This window comes from Flavobacterium niveum (genome assembly GCF_055231775.1).
On the sequence record NZ_JBUYSX010000001.1, the window covers coordinates 688,835 to 702,793 of the forward strand.

At 33.0% G+C, this 13,959-nt stretch carries 16 protein-coding genes; all 16 read left to right on the forward strand.

The genetic code is table 11. The features are described 5' to 3' along the window. Positions 1-7 precede the first annotated feature (7 nt). The 16 genes from ACZIX4_RS02840 to ACZIX4_RS02915 all read left to right on the forward strand — a co-directional run bounded on the left by ACZIX4_RS02840 (position 8) and on the right by ACZIX4_RS02915 (position 13,933). Positions 8-781, forward strand: coding sequence for an Abi-alpha family protein (locus ACZIX4_RS02840; protein ID WP_463334095.1), 774 nt, complete (start codon positions 8-10; stop codon positions 779-781). A 191-nt stretch (positions 782-972) separates the two neighbouring features. Then, positions 973-1,836, forward strand: a complete 864-nt coding sequence (locus ACZIX4_RS02845; RefSeq protein ID WP_463334096.1) for a hypothetical protein — start codon at positions 973-975, stop codon at positions 1,834-1,836. 16 nt (positions 1,837-1,852) lie between these two features. Continuing rightward, on the forward strand, positions 1,853-2,797 hold the full coding sequence (locus ACZIX4_RS02850; RefSeq protein WP_463334097.1) for a DUF4365 domain-containing protein: 945 nt from the start codon (positions 1,853-1,855) through the stop codon (positions 2,795-2,797). Positions 2,798-2,874: 77 nt separating this feature from the next. Further along, complete coding sequence (locus tag ACZIX4_RS02855) at positions 2,875-3,918, forward strand: hypothetical protein (protein ID WP_463334098.1); 1,044 nt, start codon at positions 2,875-2,877, stop codon at positions 3,916-3,918. A 211-nt stretch (positions 3,919-4,129) separates the two neighbouring features. Next, a complete protein-coding gene (locus tag ACZIX4_RS02860) occupies positions 4,130-4,732 on the forward strand; it encodes a hypothetical protein (protein WP_463334099.1) in 603 nt (200 codons plus the stop codon). Between the two features lie 28 nt (positions 4,733-4,760). Further along, positions 4,761-5,225 (forward strand): DUF559 domain-containing protein, encoded by a 465-nt coding sequence (locus tag ACZIX4_RS02865; RefSeq protein ID WP_463334100.1) that lies wholly within the window; start codon positions 4,761-4,763, stop codon positions 5,223-5,225. A gap of 494 nt (positions 5,226-5,719) precedes the next feature. Beyond that, positions 5,720-6,745, forward strand: coding sequence for a hypothetical protein (locus ACZIX4_RS02870; protein WP_463334101.1), 1,026 nt, complete (start codon positions 5,720-5,722; stop codon positions 6,743-6,745). Then, positions 6,745-7,299: a hypothetical protein gene (locus tag ACZIX4_RS02875; RefSeq protein WP_463334102.1), complete on the forward strand. Its 555-nt coding sequence runs from the start codon at positions 6,745-6,747 to the stop codon at positions 7,297-7,299. The genes ACZIX4_RS02870 and ACZIX4_RS02875 overlap by 1 nt, the downstream gene beginning before the upstream one ends. A 333-nt stretch (positions 7,300-7,632) precedes the next feature. Next, complete coding sequence (locus ACZIX4_RS02880) at positions 7,633-8,358, forward strand: PIN domain-containing protein (RefSeq protein WP_463334103.1); 726 nt, start codon at positions 7,633-7,635, stop codon at positions 8,356-8,358. A 28-nt stretch (positions 8,359-8,386) separates the two neighbouring features. Then, on the forward strand, positions 8,387-8,665 hold the full coding sequence (locus tag ACZIX4_RS02885; protein WP_463334104.1) for a hypothetical protein: 279 nt from the start codon (positions 8,387-8,389) through the stop codon (positions 8,663-8,665). 37 nt (positions 8,666-8,702) lie between these two features. Beyond that, a complete protein-coding gene (locus tag ACZIX4_RS02890; protein WP_463334105.1) occupies positions 8,703-9,353 on the forward strand; it encodes a hypothetical protein in 651 nt (216 codons plus the stop codon). Positions 9,354-9,363: 10 nt separating this feature from the next. After that, positions 9,364-9,885: a hypothetical protein gene (locus tag ACZIX4_RS02895; RefSeq protein WP_463334106.1), complete on the forward strand. Its 522-nt coding sequence runs from the start codon at positions 9,364-9,366 to the stop codon at positions 9,883-9,885. 23 nt (positions 9,886-9,908) lie between these two features. Next, positions 9,909-11,015 (forward strand): DUF6236 family protein, encoded by a 1,107-nt coding sequence (locus ACZIX4_RS02900; protein ID WP_463334107.1) that lies wholly within the window; start codon positions 9,909-9,911, stop codon positions 11,013-11,015. Between the two features lie 187 nt (positions 11,016-11,202). Next, positions 11,203-12,123, forward strand: coding sequence for a bestrophin family protein (locus ACZIX4_RS02905; protein ID WP_463334108.1), 921 nt, complete (start codon positions 11,203-11,205; stop codon positions 12,121-12,123). A gap of 62 nt (positions 12,124-12,185) precedes the next feature. Then, positions 12,186-12,893 carry a hypothetical protein gene (locus tag ACZIX4_RS02910; RefSeq protein WP_463334109.1) on the forward strand — a complete coding sequence of 236 codons (708 nt, stop codon included), beginning with the start codon at positions 12,186-12,188 and terminating at the stop codon, positions 12,891-12,893. 179 nt (positions 12,894-13,072) lie between these two features. After that, positions 13,073-13,933 (forward strand): restriction endonuclease, encoded by an 861-nt coding sequence (locus ACZIX4_RS02915; RefSeq protein WP_463334110.1) that lies wholly within the window; start codon positions 13,073-13,075, stop codon positions 13,931-13,933. The last annotated feature ends 26 nt before the right edge of the window (positions 13,934-13,959 follow it).

Sequence of the window (13,959 nt, forward strand, 5' to 3'; positions counted from 1 at the left end):
TTTTCTAATGAAAGATATAATTGATAGTTTAAATTTACCAAAGCAGATACTTGACAAAACTGAAAGACTCGTGGCGAAACTTTTTGGACAGTCAATGAAAGAGTTTGGTGAATTATTTGCAGATAATATTAGATATAGGAGATTAAGAAACCAAATCAAAATTTTCAACAAGACTAGAGAACTTTTGGAGACCAATGGAATGGAAATCAGGGAATTTAATCTTAAAACTATTGTTCCTCTAATTGAAAAATCTTCTGTTGAAGAAGATGAGACATTACAAGAGAAATGGGCAAATCTCATTGCAAGTATGGCGACTAGCCCCGAAAGTGGTCTGGAACCACGCTTGATAAATACTCTTTCTTCCCTTTCATCTCTTGAAGTGAAGATGTTAGATTATATTTATGAAGATATCTATGTACAAAAGCAAACGAAACTAGCAAGGTTACTACAATTATATGATAACAAATACACAGAAAAAGATATAAATATATTTGAAATAGTTATCAGTTTTGATGAGCTTAAAAATCATTTCGGTCTTAATGATGATTTTACTAAAATCTACATTGATAATTTTGTTGCCTTAGGATTGGTAAAATATCAAGAACCGGATGTTGAGATTGATCAAGGATCTCACTCGGCTGATATTAATGAAGACGCTGATGATGACAAATCAGTAAATTTGGATTTAGAAATTAGTGCAAATTTTAATCCTTCAGAGAACTTTCATATTAGTGCTTTTGGAAATTACTTTGTTGGCCAATGTAAGATAGGTAATAGTTGAGTAAAAACTACACTAAGTATTGCAATGTTTTAAAGTTTTATCAGTTCGGAGGATGCGCAAGCATCTTTTTTATGCGCTGAAAATACCTATTAGTGGGTATTTTAACATTTCTTTAAAACAGGTATTTTTACTTCTTGCACATAGCAAATTAGCATATATATTTACATTACTCCAATATAAGAATTTAACTAATGCCACTACAAGATAGAATTATTGCTATATTACAAAGTATGCAAGATCAGGGAAGTACTATTCAGTCCGAAATAGATAGTCTTACTAATCTTCGCGAACTACAACTCTTAATGACTAGATTCGAAAATTGGGATGAAAGGACTACTGACATTCTAAGTAAAGCGTTCGTTCAAAAACAATTGTATAGAATGTTTTCTGGGGTAAATTATTTAGGAAATGTTTATGTTACTCCAGGAACATTTCAATCTTTACGAGATGAACTTATATCTAAGCTCTCGCAAAAATTAAATCATCTGCGTACCGCAATCAGCACAGCTGGTAGTAGCCGAAGCACGGACTTGTTGCCTTTTGAAGAAGAATTTAATAATACGATAAAGAACCCGATGAAGAAATTATTTATATCTCATGCTAACGTTGATGATAAAAAAATTAGGCCATTAATTGATTTACTTGAGTATATTGGCGTAGCTTCGAATGCAATTTTTTACTCTTCACATCCAGCCTACGGAGTCAGTTTAGGAACAGACATATTTGAAACTCTCAAAGCTGAACTTAATGGTAAGGATGTTTTCGCACTGTTTATGTTAAGTGAAAATTTTTATAAAAGCCCTGTATGTCTTTGTGAAATGGGGGCAATTTGGATTAAATCAAATAAACAAATCCCAATATTAATTCCTCCTTTTGAGTTTAAAGATGTAAAAGGAGTATTTCCAAATTCATTAGGATTTAAGATTAATGATCAAGCACAGCTTAATGCTTTGAAAGAACAATTGGAAACATATTTCGAATTGTCTCCAATTAATACAACACGTTGGGAAGAGAAAAGGACAGAATTTTTAGAAAAGATGTTGATGCTATTATAAAATTGATTCTAAGACAATGAGCAGATTTTCTCCGACAGAAAGAATAGGTGTTAATGAAGTTGAACGTATATTCCTGAAGGATTTTAAATGGATTCCCCGTACCATATTTCAATCGGACGTAGGCTTGGATATGGAAGTAGAAATTAGTGTGAATGGAAAACCTTCGGGTCAGTTATTTGGGATTCAGATAAAAACAGGCGAAAGTTATTTCAGCGAGACTTTGACAGGTGATATAATATATAGAGGTACAAATATACACCTTGATTACTGGTTGACTCATAGTTTGCCAATTCTCTTAGTACTCCATAATCCAACCAGTGGAGTTACCATTTGGCAATCGATTACGGAAGATAAAATTTCGAGAACCAAAAGTGGGTGGAAGATTGAAGTTCCGGCTTATCAAGTTCTTAATGAAAGTTCAAAGGACAAAATCAAAGGTTTGAACAAGTATCCCCTATATTTTCAACGTTTACAGCGTTTGGCAGTACAAAGAAAAATGATTACAAATATAGTAGAAGGTAAAACAATTGCTGTTGAAATAGAAGAATGGGTAAATAAATCTATTGGACGCGCAAGTGTAAAGTTAATAGATGTAGATGATGATGGAAATGATTCAACTCTTAGTGAAAGTAGCTACATTCATTTTCGCGGAATTGAAAGTTTGCAAACGCTTTACCCATGGGCCGATTTTGAAATTGATGAAAATTATTACGAAGAGTCAGATTATGATGACTTTAAGGAAAATCATGGAATATGGGATGACGAAGAAAAAACTTATTGTGGATCAGTCATTGACTTTGAAGATTACAAAGCAAATCTTCCTGAACTACGGTATATAATCGATGGATCAGGTGAAATACAAACTTGTAGACTTTTAATGTCGGTAAATAATTTGGGTAAATCCTTTTTAGAGGTTAATAAATACTTAGAATTTGACTGGCAGCAGAAATTGAGATTATAATATTTAAATCAATAATGTAATAGAAATTGTGGAAGCTACTCAATAATGCTAATATTTAAAGTTATAAGCCACATTATATGAAAGACATTTTTAAAAGTATCGTATCAGAGGAAAAATTGAGCGAATCGTTTAAGCTTCTCAATGAATTTAAAGCTATGGATGCGGCAAAACAGATAGTGATTAAGATTGCAGAAGATTTTGACGATAAAGACGGCAATTTTATTCAGCAATTTCAATCTACAGGGTTTGATGCCAGACTTTGGGAATTATATCTATATAAATTATTTGAAGAAAATGGTTTTGAATTTATTAAGCAGCACGATAGACCAGATTTTCATCTAAAAAAGAATGGTCTTGAAATTTTTGTAGAAGCAAGTATTTCTAATGAAAAAGATGGCGATAAGTACGATAGAGACTTTTTGAAAAAAGCGATTGAGACAAAAGATTTGGATGTACAAAAAGAATTAATCGATTATTACGTCATTAGAATGGGTAGCGTATTATTTTCGAAGTTAAATAAAGAATATTGGAAACTTGACTGGGTAAAGGAAAAACCTTTTGTAATAGCTATATCTCCCTTTCATAATTATCTTGCAAAATTCCTACCTGATGCTAAAATCATTGAATATTTATATGGACTTAGATATGAAACCGAATTTACAGACAAAGGTTTATTCATCAAAGATATTCATAAAGTCGAAAAACATGATTTTTTTAAAAAAGAAATACCCTCTAATTTTTTTGGGCAAGAAGGAGTTGAACATATTAGCGCTGTAATATTTACAAATAATGCCGATTTACACAAGTTCAATAGAATGGGATATCAAAGTGGTATATCCAAAGAAAATATAGTGATGAATCGTACAGGATTTATGTATGATGCCACCGAAAATTCAGCTGGTAAAGATTTTAGCTATAATGTAGAGCCAGGTGTTTATCGAGAGCATTGGGGTGAAAGTGTTACCGTTTTTCATAACCCAAACGCGCTTTATAAGCTAGATGTAAGACTTTTCAAAGATTTGAGACAAGTTTGGTTAAATGATGAAGGTAGATTAGATGGTACCGAAACACCAAACACCTTCATTTATCACTCTTTAACTGGTGCTGGTGTTGTAGAATAAAAATAAATGAAAAAGATAAAATATAGTAGCGAAAACTAAATCAATCAATTATCATATGAGGGTGCAAATAATAATTATCTTTCATATTAACATAGAAACAATCAATATCGGAAGCTTCACTGAAAATAAATTAAACAAGCATCACATAAATATTTTTAGTATAAAGAGAATTTAAGTTAAATGTTTGATCTTGTATAATATTTAAATAGCTATGGCACCATTGCAATGTCAATACACTTTTGACCTCACACTAACTAAGGATATAATATTGATTGTCGGCTCAATTACCAGTACGTTCTTTGCTTTTTATGGCTATAATAAGTGGAAGAAGGAACACAAAGGAAAATACAGGTATGAGTTAAGCCGGTCGGTGCTAAAATCGTTGTACGACCTTAGGGATAAGTTTAAATATTCCAGATCGTCCGTATTTACAACTTCTGAGTTTTTACCAAATTATGATTACAGATCGAGAGATTTGAAAGAACGATACGATAACTATAAATACATTTATGAAAATCGATTAAAATACGTTGCCGAATGCAGAAACGTTTTCTTAAGCTACCTCCCTGAAATTGAGATTGTTTTCGGTGACAAAATGAGAGATGATTGTTTAGCCATTGACCGCTTTCTAAATAATTTTGTGCGTCATATCACTAATTATTTGTCTTTTTTAGCACAAGGAGTTGATTCTAGCGACCCTGAGTATGTCAGACTACGGGACTGTGTAGTTTACAATGAAGAAAATAATGGTTACTACGAAGAATTTGAGAAACTGATAAAACAAATTGAAAATACACTAAGAAAAGAATTATAGTGCTAAGCGAACTTCATATTTAAACTGAATGTATCACTGTATTGAATGCGAAATTACCATCATAGAACGGGTATTTTCATACTCGGTTCAACATCTTGGGCATCCTCTATGCCGGGATTGCCAATATTGGTTTAGGGACGTACTTGATTATACAACGGCCACCGATGAAGCTATTGCGCTTTATTTTGCTTTGCGGAGAAGGGGAGTGGATGCTGAAATGGAAAAGTGTGATGGCTATAAGACAATCGATATTGCTATTCCAAGTTCTAAGATAAATGTAGAAGTTGATGGGCTGCATCATAATTTTGATCCAAGGCAGGCGATGAGTGACCTGAATAGAACTTACGCTTCGTTTAAAAAAGGATACCTCACATTAAGGATACCAAATTCATTGGTTAAATATCATTTAGAGGCCACTGCCGACCTTATAGCAGGTATGGTTGAGATTAATCATAGCCGTATTCGAGGTGTACGTAAAAACAGGAAATGGTGATACTGTGCCTAAATTTATGGTTTCATAAATTGACCTGGATCGGTATATTTTGTTTTGTATTTGAAAAGTATGGCCTCACAATTTTTTAGTAATTTCTTTTATAAACTATAGAAATATGGGTTGCAATAAAATAACAATTCATTATTTATAGGTGGGATAGCTTTTATTTTAGGCATTACCTTGAAATTGCTTGTTGACAGGAGACGCTCTTACAGAAGGAACCAAGCGGACTTGGAAGGTTTTTCTAATTATAAGAATTCGTTTATAACTCCATTTTAGAACGGATATTAATTTTTACAGAAAGCCCGTTGAATCTTTTCTAATTCGCTTTGAGGTTGAGTGCTTGTTGGCAAGTGAATGTCAATTTTTATATTCTCATTACTAGAAAAATACCTATTAGTGGGTATTTTGTATTCTCTTATCGTTTCTTAATTTTTGTGATATTTAATTAGTTACTATGATTTGCCATTGAAATAATTAAACACTGATTTCACATGCACAAAATTATGCCTATAACCGATAGCATTTTGCTTAAATCTATTTTTAGTCTATTATTTGTTTTAAAAAGTTGTTTAGCCTTTTCACAACAACGAGAAGAAGTTTTGGCGGACTCTTTAAGTATCAAAAGTTGGTTTTATAAAAATATAGAACAAATAAACTCTCAACAAAAAGTAACCCCGTTTGAAGGAGAAAACTATAGCGTCACGATGTTTCCTGAAAATAAAAATCAGAAAATTGACTTAGAGGTTTATTTTCGTACAGCATACGGTGGGATGTATGAAAAAAAAATCATTTATCCATGGGAGCTTTATGATAAAAATGATCCTAAAACAGGTTTTATTTTCCCTGGTTTGAGTGAAAGTTGTTTAACACTTTCTAAATCGAAAAGCAATGATAATATCGAAAAGCAAGTAACTTGGAGAGCTTTGGTTTTGTACGGTGTACAGAAAAAACTTCAATTGCCTACCTTAACGAATGGATTTGATATATCTATTGATAAAGTAAAAGGAAAAAGAGCTTTATTTACTCCATTAACGGGATTTGAAAGAAAAAGGGATACCCTTCTTAATATGGATACTTACTATTTTTTCCTTCCGGAAAAGATGAGAAACGATAAGTACAATATTAGTATTGACATACAGGGGGGCGATGCAGATCCAGATGATTATGAAGGTCCATTAGATTTTCAAATTAAGGATATAGAAGATGTAAAGTGGATAAGAGTCAAAATATCATCGTCTCCTAAAGGATGTTCAATTTATAGAATTTCAAGGGATGAATATGATTTAGATGATAGCGATTTTTTCAAATCTTTAGATTTAAAAAATATTTCAGCTGATCAATTAAAAGAATTAGATAATAATTATTTATTAGCTGAAGGGCCAACTGATTTAATCATTAAAATAAAAGATGTAACTTATTATTTTTTTATACGTAATGGAAAATCATTGAGTCCCCCGATACTCTTAAAGCCAAAATATGATCAAGACAATATTATAAATTTCAGTTTTCCTAATTGATGAAAAATTTCTCAGTATTATTCAAGACAATCACGGGAATAATTTATACAGTACCGGGTATTCTTTGCTTTATTAGTTACACTTACCCGGTTAATATTTCTAAACCAATTCTATTAGCTACCTGTGAAGTAATTGCATCGGCAATAATCATAATATCATTTATTTACAAAGAAAAAATTCAATCTAAGGCTCAAAAGCAAATCATGACTTTTGTGGCGATTTGTTTTATTTCAACTGTTTTATTTGCAGTAGCTCTCTTAATATTTAATTCTAAATACATAACTACCACATATAATGAAGAAAAAATTTTACTTCCTATTGGCTGTAAGTCCCCTCTATGTGAATTATATGAGGTATCATCAAAGCACGGTGAAGAGATTGGCGAGTATTTAGGCAAAGATTCTTTGATTCAGAAGATTAATTTTTGCTGTAAAACCGAGGCAGTTTTCTCTGAGTTTATATATGTCGCTTTGGTGTCTGTAATTTTTAATTTATTAATAAGTTTATTTATTCAATTAGGAATCTTTTATAAAGGTGTAGGTAATGGAAATTAGATTTTACTATCTTTCTTTAATAAATTAAATTCATTTTTGGCTTAATGACCAAGCATTATTGTTAAGTATAGCTTTATTTTTTTTGTAGGTGTAATACCTCTTTACAGAAACTACCAGGGTTAGAAGGTTTTTCCAACTACAGAAATATTCTATAACTCCTTTCATAAAGCCAATATTAACTTTCATCAGTGGATTTCTGATCATTATTGGAACATGCTGATCGGATGTTGCTGTGCCGGTTGTGTAGTAAATTTACTTAGAGAAACAAAACAGGTATTTTTACCTACTGATGTCTTTCTAAATTTATCTAATTTCAAATTTATTTAATTCTAAATGACACAAATAGCTTTAGACACAAACATTTGGATCTATTTAACCAAGGATACTTTTTTTGAACTTTGGCAAAGGTTGCAGGTGATGAAAGAGAATAGTGAGATAGAAATTATAGTTAACGATATTATCATAAAGGAATGGCAAAGAAATAAATATACTACTATAAATTCTCTTTCCACTGCTATAAAACAAGAATATTCAGCAGCTGTAAACTTATCTAATTATCTTGGTAGTAAAAAAGATGAATATGTAGAAGTAATATCATCTTATAAAAGCGAAGAAGATAGAATAGCAATTGCTACACAACGAGTAGAGGAGGTGGAAGCTTTTATGAAATCTTGCACCTATATAAAAGTTACAGAGGAGCAGAAATTATTTGTGGCAAACCTTGCTATAGAAAAAGTACCGCCGTTTCAGAATAATAAAAATAACTTTAATGATGCGTTGATTCTTAGAAGTATATGTGAACACACTCAGAACCAGACACCTTGGAAATACGATCTGATTTATGTATCAAATAATCCTGACGACTTCATTGACAAGTCAACTAGAGAAATTCATCCACAACTTTTTGTAGGTTTACGACAAATTCGTCTAAAAAATGTGACCCAGCTTGGAGAAGCTTTAAAGCTGGCTCCGGAGTTAATGGAAGATTTTGACGAATGGTTAGATCATCAGATCGAACAGCGTGCCTATATAGAATGGGAAATTAGCCGGGGCAAATAATTTATCATTGAAAATCAATTAGCATTATATGAAACCAACCAAAGACGAGTTACTCAAATTCCTTGAGGAAAAAGTCTTCACACCTTTAGAAACTAACCCAAAGACTACCAAAGTAATTAAAAACAAGGTAAAAGGTACCCGAATGCGTTTAAAAGAACAAGTAAGCGCGGAGAAGGTCGAACAATTTTTCTGGAGCGCTATGGCGACTGACAGGGGCATTGACTCCTATCAGAAAATCAAAGATATTGACGGCCCTACCTTTGAAGATGTCAGAGAGGAATTTAAAAAATTATGCGGCAGGAAGTAAGTGATTATTTAATGGAAATTAAACAGTAACAATATTAATGATTAATACTATAAGGATTTTTTTGCTGATTAGTACACTGTTAAGCCTATATGCAATCGGCAGCATAGGACTTTCAATATTGCCTCTACTTGGCAAGGCGGATAATTCCGGAAACATCAATAATGTGATATTGAACTTGTCGTATAGTTATTTTGCGGGTTTCGTGTTTTACATTTTTATATCTTATCTACCAGAAAAAATTGAGAAGCAAAAAATAAAACCTGTTATACACACAAAATATGGTGAAATAAAAAATCAAATTGCAGCGTACATTAATTCTTTTGGCGTATTCCCACAGAGCAATACCTTAATTGATACGATTACGGTAGACCAAATTTCCCAGTTATTCAAAGGGAATAATCTTAATAAACCCTCATGCTTTTCGTTGATTACAGGTGGTAACCAAAGTAATGCAGTCTATATTAACTCAAGGAAAGACGCCTTACTTCGAAATTTAGAAGGAATACTTTTTTATAAGGAATATTTATCTTCCCGACAAATAGTAATTATAGAGCAAATAAAAGACCATACATTCTTACACTTATTCAAGATACCTGTAGTCTACACCAATAAAACATTCTTGGATAATTGTATTGCGGAGTTTTCAAGCTTAGTCGAGTTGGTTAGGCAACTTGAACAAACATTATAAATACCTGATAATGACATTTCAAAATATATTAGACGACTATCGAAGTAGAAAAGATGATGGGCACATTCTACATTGTAAAAGCCAAACGACATTATCTTCGGCAATTTATGTAGCCGCTTGTTCCTTGGACAAAAACAATCAAATACACCCCCACCAGAATAGGGTTGGTTATGAATATTCTAAAACTTTTGCGCTACATCTGTTGCGATATGAAAATGAAATACGTGAAACGAAAACCTTTGAAGATTTATTGAAAGTGATAACTCGGCACAGAACATATCGCATAGGATCTTTAGCATTGTATGACACTGCTGAACGAATTGCTGCGTATCGCGGTGATATACTCCCTACTAAAATATACCTGCACTGCGGCTCACGGGAAGGTGCTATTAAACTTCTGGGAAGTTTAAACGGTAAGAAATCATTAGAAATGATAGACTTACCGCAAAAATGGCAGGATGCTGGTTTAATCCCACAACAAGTAGAAAACATCTTTTGTATATACAAGAAATATTTACATCAAAACTTATAATATTTAAAATTTATTATCTTAAAATGAATAGAACAATATTATACTATCCAACTATTGACATCCCGACCAATTCATGGCTTAGGCATGCATTACTATATTGGGATGAGGTTAGTTCCATTATCCCTAAAAATTGGAAGGATGAAACTATGATCCAATTGTCTCCGGATATTCAATATTTGATGAATGAGGGACATTTTCGCCCTATTAATCCTGATAGCCTTCTTACTGATGCTGGATGGGAAGTGGTTGACAGCTTTCACGAAGAATTCCGTTCTATAGTTTCAAGTAATGAATTTCAAAATTTCATAAATAGGCATACTTATAATAATGTTGCCGGGAGAAGAAATATAAATGAACGTGAAAGAGGATTTTCCCGAATTCATGCTAATAAAGTTTCCGATATGACGTTTTACTTTTTATCAGACATAGGTTTAGCTCAACGGGAAGCCAATCATGATTGGTTATGGTTTGAACGAAATACTGCATTATTATACATGTCATTGCTGGCAAAATATCTTGCAGATATCAACATTAACCAAACAACAATCGGAACAGATTATTATACATACGAAAAATTTAACTTTAATAGAGTTTCTCCTGACGAGGGATTTCCTGTTATTAGTTTAAATCTTGACAGGGTTCTTCCTACCCCTAAAGATAACGTACCGTTGGAGGATATTATAAAGTTTAAGACAAAGAGAGCGGATAACTTGAGACACTTTAAAAAAATGTTATCTGATTTTCAATCAAAAGTGTCAAATTCAGGTTCAAATGGTGAACTCAAAGAGACTGTTATGAATTTCAAAGAAACACTCATTAACGGCGTTGAAGACTTAAATAAGACATTGGAAGATTCAAAAATAAACTCAGGTTTCAAAACATTTAAATCCCTTATAAATTTAAAGTCACCTACAACGCTTCTATCAGCAGGTGCGGCAATAAATGCAAAATATCATCTGATGGATATTCCATTAGATTGGACGACAATCGGAATTTCGGCAGTTGGGGCATTAGAATTAACAGGACATTATATAGAACAGAGTAATCAGGCTAGAGCGAAACTGAGAGAATCGCCTTTTTCTTATTTGCATTATGCTTCGAAAGCTAATCTGGTTAATAAATTTTCGTAAAATAATTTCCGGGCAGTTATAAGAGCAATAGCTTCTTTTTATTATTTTGACCGACCTTGCCAGCCTTACTCCCTTTGAGATATCTAAGCTTTTCGGATTTTGGAGAAACAGATAACAGAATTTAAAAATGAAATAGAATTTATCCATAGCTTTGATAAATCGTTTTAGATTTATATTATTTTCCCATATGATCATCAAGAAGAAAACACACTGGTTCAGGATGCTCTTCGAATGGCAGGGTTCGGTGTTACCCCAACTTCTACCAAGGCTCGGACTTCTCATCTTATATACAAGTATTTTAGTTTACTTCCAAGATATTCTGTTGGAATACCATTTACATATTAACCCCGCGATATTCACTGTTTTTGGTATTGCCCTGGCTATTTTTCTTGGTTTTCGAAACAATGTCAGCTATGATCGGTTTTGGGAAGGGAGAAAACTTTGGGGCGCCTTATTAAACGACACACGTTCCTTGGCAAGACAGGCACATAACCTAACAGATAGTACTGAAAACCAAACGGAAATTTCACTATTTGTAAACAAACTTATAGCACTAGTATATGCTCTAAAGCACCAACTCCGCAATACTAATCCAAATGATGACATGGAAAGGCTTTTACCTAAAGAGATAGCTAATGACATACGTCATTACAGCTTCAAACCCGTAATGATACTGAAGTATTTAGGGGAGTGGGTAAAGGTAAATAGGCAAAAAGGGAACATATCGTCCGTATCGCAATTGGCCTTTGAGGAAAATTTCAACAAGCTGTCCGATATTATCGGCGGTTGTGAGCGCATTGCCAATACCCCGATACCATATTCGTATTCGGTGTTGTTGCACCGCACCGTTTACATATACTGTTTTATGCTGCCTTTTGGTTTTGTAGATATACTTGGATGGCTTACGCCTTTTGTAATAGCTTTTGTGGCTTATACCTTTGTGGCACTAGAAGCCATAGCCGATGAACTCGAAGATCCTTTCGGAACACAGCCCAATGATTTGGCATTGGATACGATGGCTGCTATGATTGAGCATAGCTTATTGGAAATTGACGGGCAAAAACCACCCATTGATAAGCCCGTTAATCATCACTATTACATTACTTGATAGTGTTTACGGAGGATAGTTAGTACTGCAAATTCACAACCAGAAAAGATAACTTTTATAATATGGCAAATAATTCACTTATAGACTTATCAAAGAAAATTGTAGATAATATTGAACACATTGATGACCTTGTTGATTCTTATTTTGAAGGTATTAAAGATTACACTGATACTGCATCTGATATTTTTGCCCCTTTAAAAGCCATTGGCTCATTGTATACATTCGCAAAGAAAAGGAGATTTAAAAATTTTTTAAAGGGCTATTCAAAAAGCTTACGGGACAGTGGTTCTGGGATTGATACAGAAAGGCTCAAACGCTATCTCAAAGAAGAAAAGAATTTTAATTTTTTGAACGATACAATAGATGCAGCTCTTAACTCCAAATCCAACTATTGCTCGCTCATATTGGGTCACTATGCCGGAAAAGTCCTGATTGAGAATAATTACATCAACTTTAAGGATATTATCATAGTAGAAGTATTAAGAGAGCTTAATGATTATGAGATATCATGTTTCACACGAATGTATACTATTGCTGCCTATGGAGAGAAAGAGGTTGATATTGACGGTTATCCGAAGCTTAAACCTATTCGTTTTTTTTGCGACCTGACGGTAGACAAAATGATAAATTTAAGAGCATTGGGCAAACCAGTGTCGCGGTATGATAGCGATGGTTCAATTCGGTTTACTTCGACGGAAATTGCTGAAGATATCTTTCTACTTGTGAAAGATATCGGAATCCAAGAAGAACTTTTAAATTATGAATTATAAGGCACATTAGGTCGTTTGTCATAGAAATTTATAATCAAAATTAATATTTTATTATACATTAATTGATTATTGGAATGTGGACTCTGTATATCATCATAATGCTTCCATTGATAATTAACAATCATCAGCATAAAGTCCTTTTTGATAATTCAAAAAGGACTTTAGCTAAACCTCAATAAATGAAAAATCAAAACAAATTAGACTGGGAGCAGTACGAGTTCATAACAAAATATATTTATGAGACTTTAGGGCATAGTTATAATATCAGAATTGAAGGATATGGAAATGATTGTAAAATAAAAGGGGCTTCGGGAGTGATGCATCAAATCGATGTCTTGACTTCTGAAACGGACGACACCTGCACATACCGTACTGCAATAGAATGTAAATATGTTAATAAAAAAGTCAATAAAGATATTGTGATGAAGCTTCTGGCAATCATCAACGACACCGACATAAAACGGGGAGTTATTGTATCAAAAAGTGGTTATACACCCGATGCACAGCAGTTTGCTAAACATCATAATATATTAATCGTTCAGCTTCGAGAAGCCGGAAAAGAATACCCGGAACAACAAAGGTTATTACAGCTTTTTGATCTAACTACAAATGTTCATGTAAACTTGAGACGCCCGGTCGTAACAAATATCACAGCTATCGATTGCGATGATAACCAAATTATCCTGCAAGAAAAGAACCAGTACTACATTTTTATAAAATATGGAAATGGGAAAATAACCAATTTATTTGATGAATTAATGGTATTTAAAAAATATCTAAGTGAGCAAAATCCTTCTCTAACAGTGAGTAAAGAGTATTCATATAGGCAATCGTTACTCTACTTACCTGATAACACATACCAAATAAAAAGTATTACTTACACAGGCTTATTAACAGTTAGTGACACAAATCAGAAAACAGTATTTTCAATTGTTGATAGGGTATGGCTGTTAATGGAAAGGATTTTTGAAGAGCAAACATTTATTGTTTCTGAGAGTGGAATAATTGTTCAGACTTTAGATAAAAAGTATAGCCTCTGAACCTACCATTGCTTCACAGATATGTT

Bases quoted from the DNA above. Each gene is read 5' to 3' on its own strand.
- ACZIX4_RS02840 (WP_463334095.1), top strand. From the start codon at position 8: ATGAAAGATATAATTGATAGTTTAAATTTACCAAAGCAGATACTTGAC.
- ACZIX4_RS02845 (WP_463334096.1), top strand. From the start codon at position 973: ATGCCACTACAAGATAGAATTATTGCTATATTACAAAGTATGCAAGAT.
- ACZIX4_RS02850 (WP_463334097.1), top strand. From the start codon at position 1,853: ATGAGCAGATTTTCTCCGACAGAAAGAATAGGTGTTAATGAAGTTGAA.
- ACZIX4_RS02855 (WP_463334098.1), top strand. From the start codon at position 2,875: ATGAAAGACATTTTTAAAAGTATCGTATCAGAGGAAAAATTGAGCGAA.
- ACZIX4_RS02860 (WP_463334099.1), top strand. From the start codon at position 4,130: ATGGCACCATTGCAATGTCAATACACTTTTGACCTCACACTAACTAAG.
- ACZIX4_RS02865 (WP_463334100.1), top strand. From the start codon at position 4,761: ATGTATCACTGTATTGAATGCGAAATTACCATCATAGAACGGGTATTT.
- ACZIX4_RS02870 (WP_463334101.1), top strand. From the start codon at position 5,720: ATGCACAAAATTATGCCTATAACCGATAGCATTTTGCTTAAATCTATT.
- ACZIX4_RS02875 (WP_463334102.1), top strand. From the start codon at position 6,745: ATGAAAAATTTCTCAGTATTATTCAAGACAATCACGGGAATAATTTAT.
- ACZIX4_RS02880 (WP_463334103.1), top strand. From the start codon at position 7,633: ATGACACAAATAGCTTTAGACACAAACATTTGGATCTATTTAACCAAG.
- ACZIX4_RS02885 (WP_463334104.1), top strand. From the start codon at position 8,387: ATGAAACCAACCAAAGACGAGTTACTCAAATTCCTTGAGGAAAAAGTC.
- ACZIX4_RS02890 (WP_463334105.1), top strand. From the start codon at position 8,703: ATGATTAATACTATAAGGATTTTTTTGCTGATTAGTACACTGTTAAGC.
- ACZIX4_RS02895 (WP_463334106.1), top strand. From the start codon at position 9,364: ATGACATTTCAAAATATATTAGACGACTATCGAAGTAGAAAAGATGAT.
- ACZIX4_RS02900 (WP_463334107.1), top strand. From the start codon at position 9,909: ATGAATAGAACAATATTATACTATCCAACTATTGACATCCCGACCAAT.
- ACZIX4_RS02905 (WP_463334108.1), top strand. From the start codon at position 11,203: ATGATCATCAAGAAGAAAACACACTGGTTCAGGATGCTCTTCGAATGG.
- ACZIX4_RS02910 (WP_463334109.1), top strand. From the start codon at position 12,186: ATGGCAAATAATTCACTTATAGACTTATCAAAGAAAATTGTAGATAAT.
- ACZIX4_RS02915 (WP_463334110.1), top strand. From the start codon at position 13,073: ATGAAAAATCAAAACAAATTAGACTGGGAGCAGTACGAGTTCATAACA.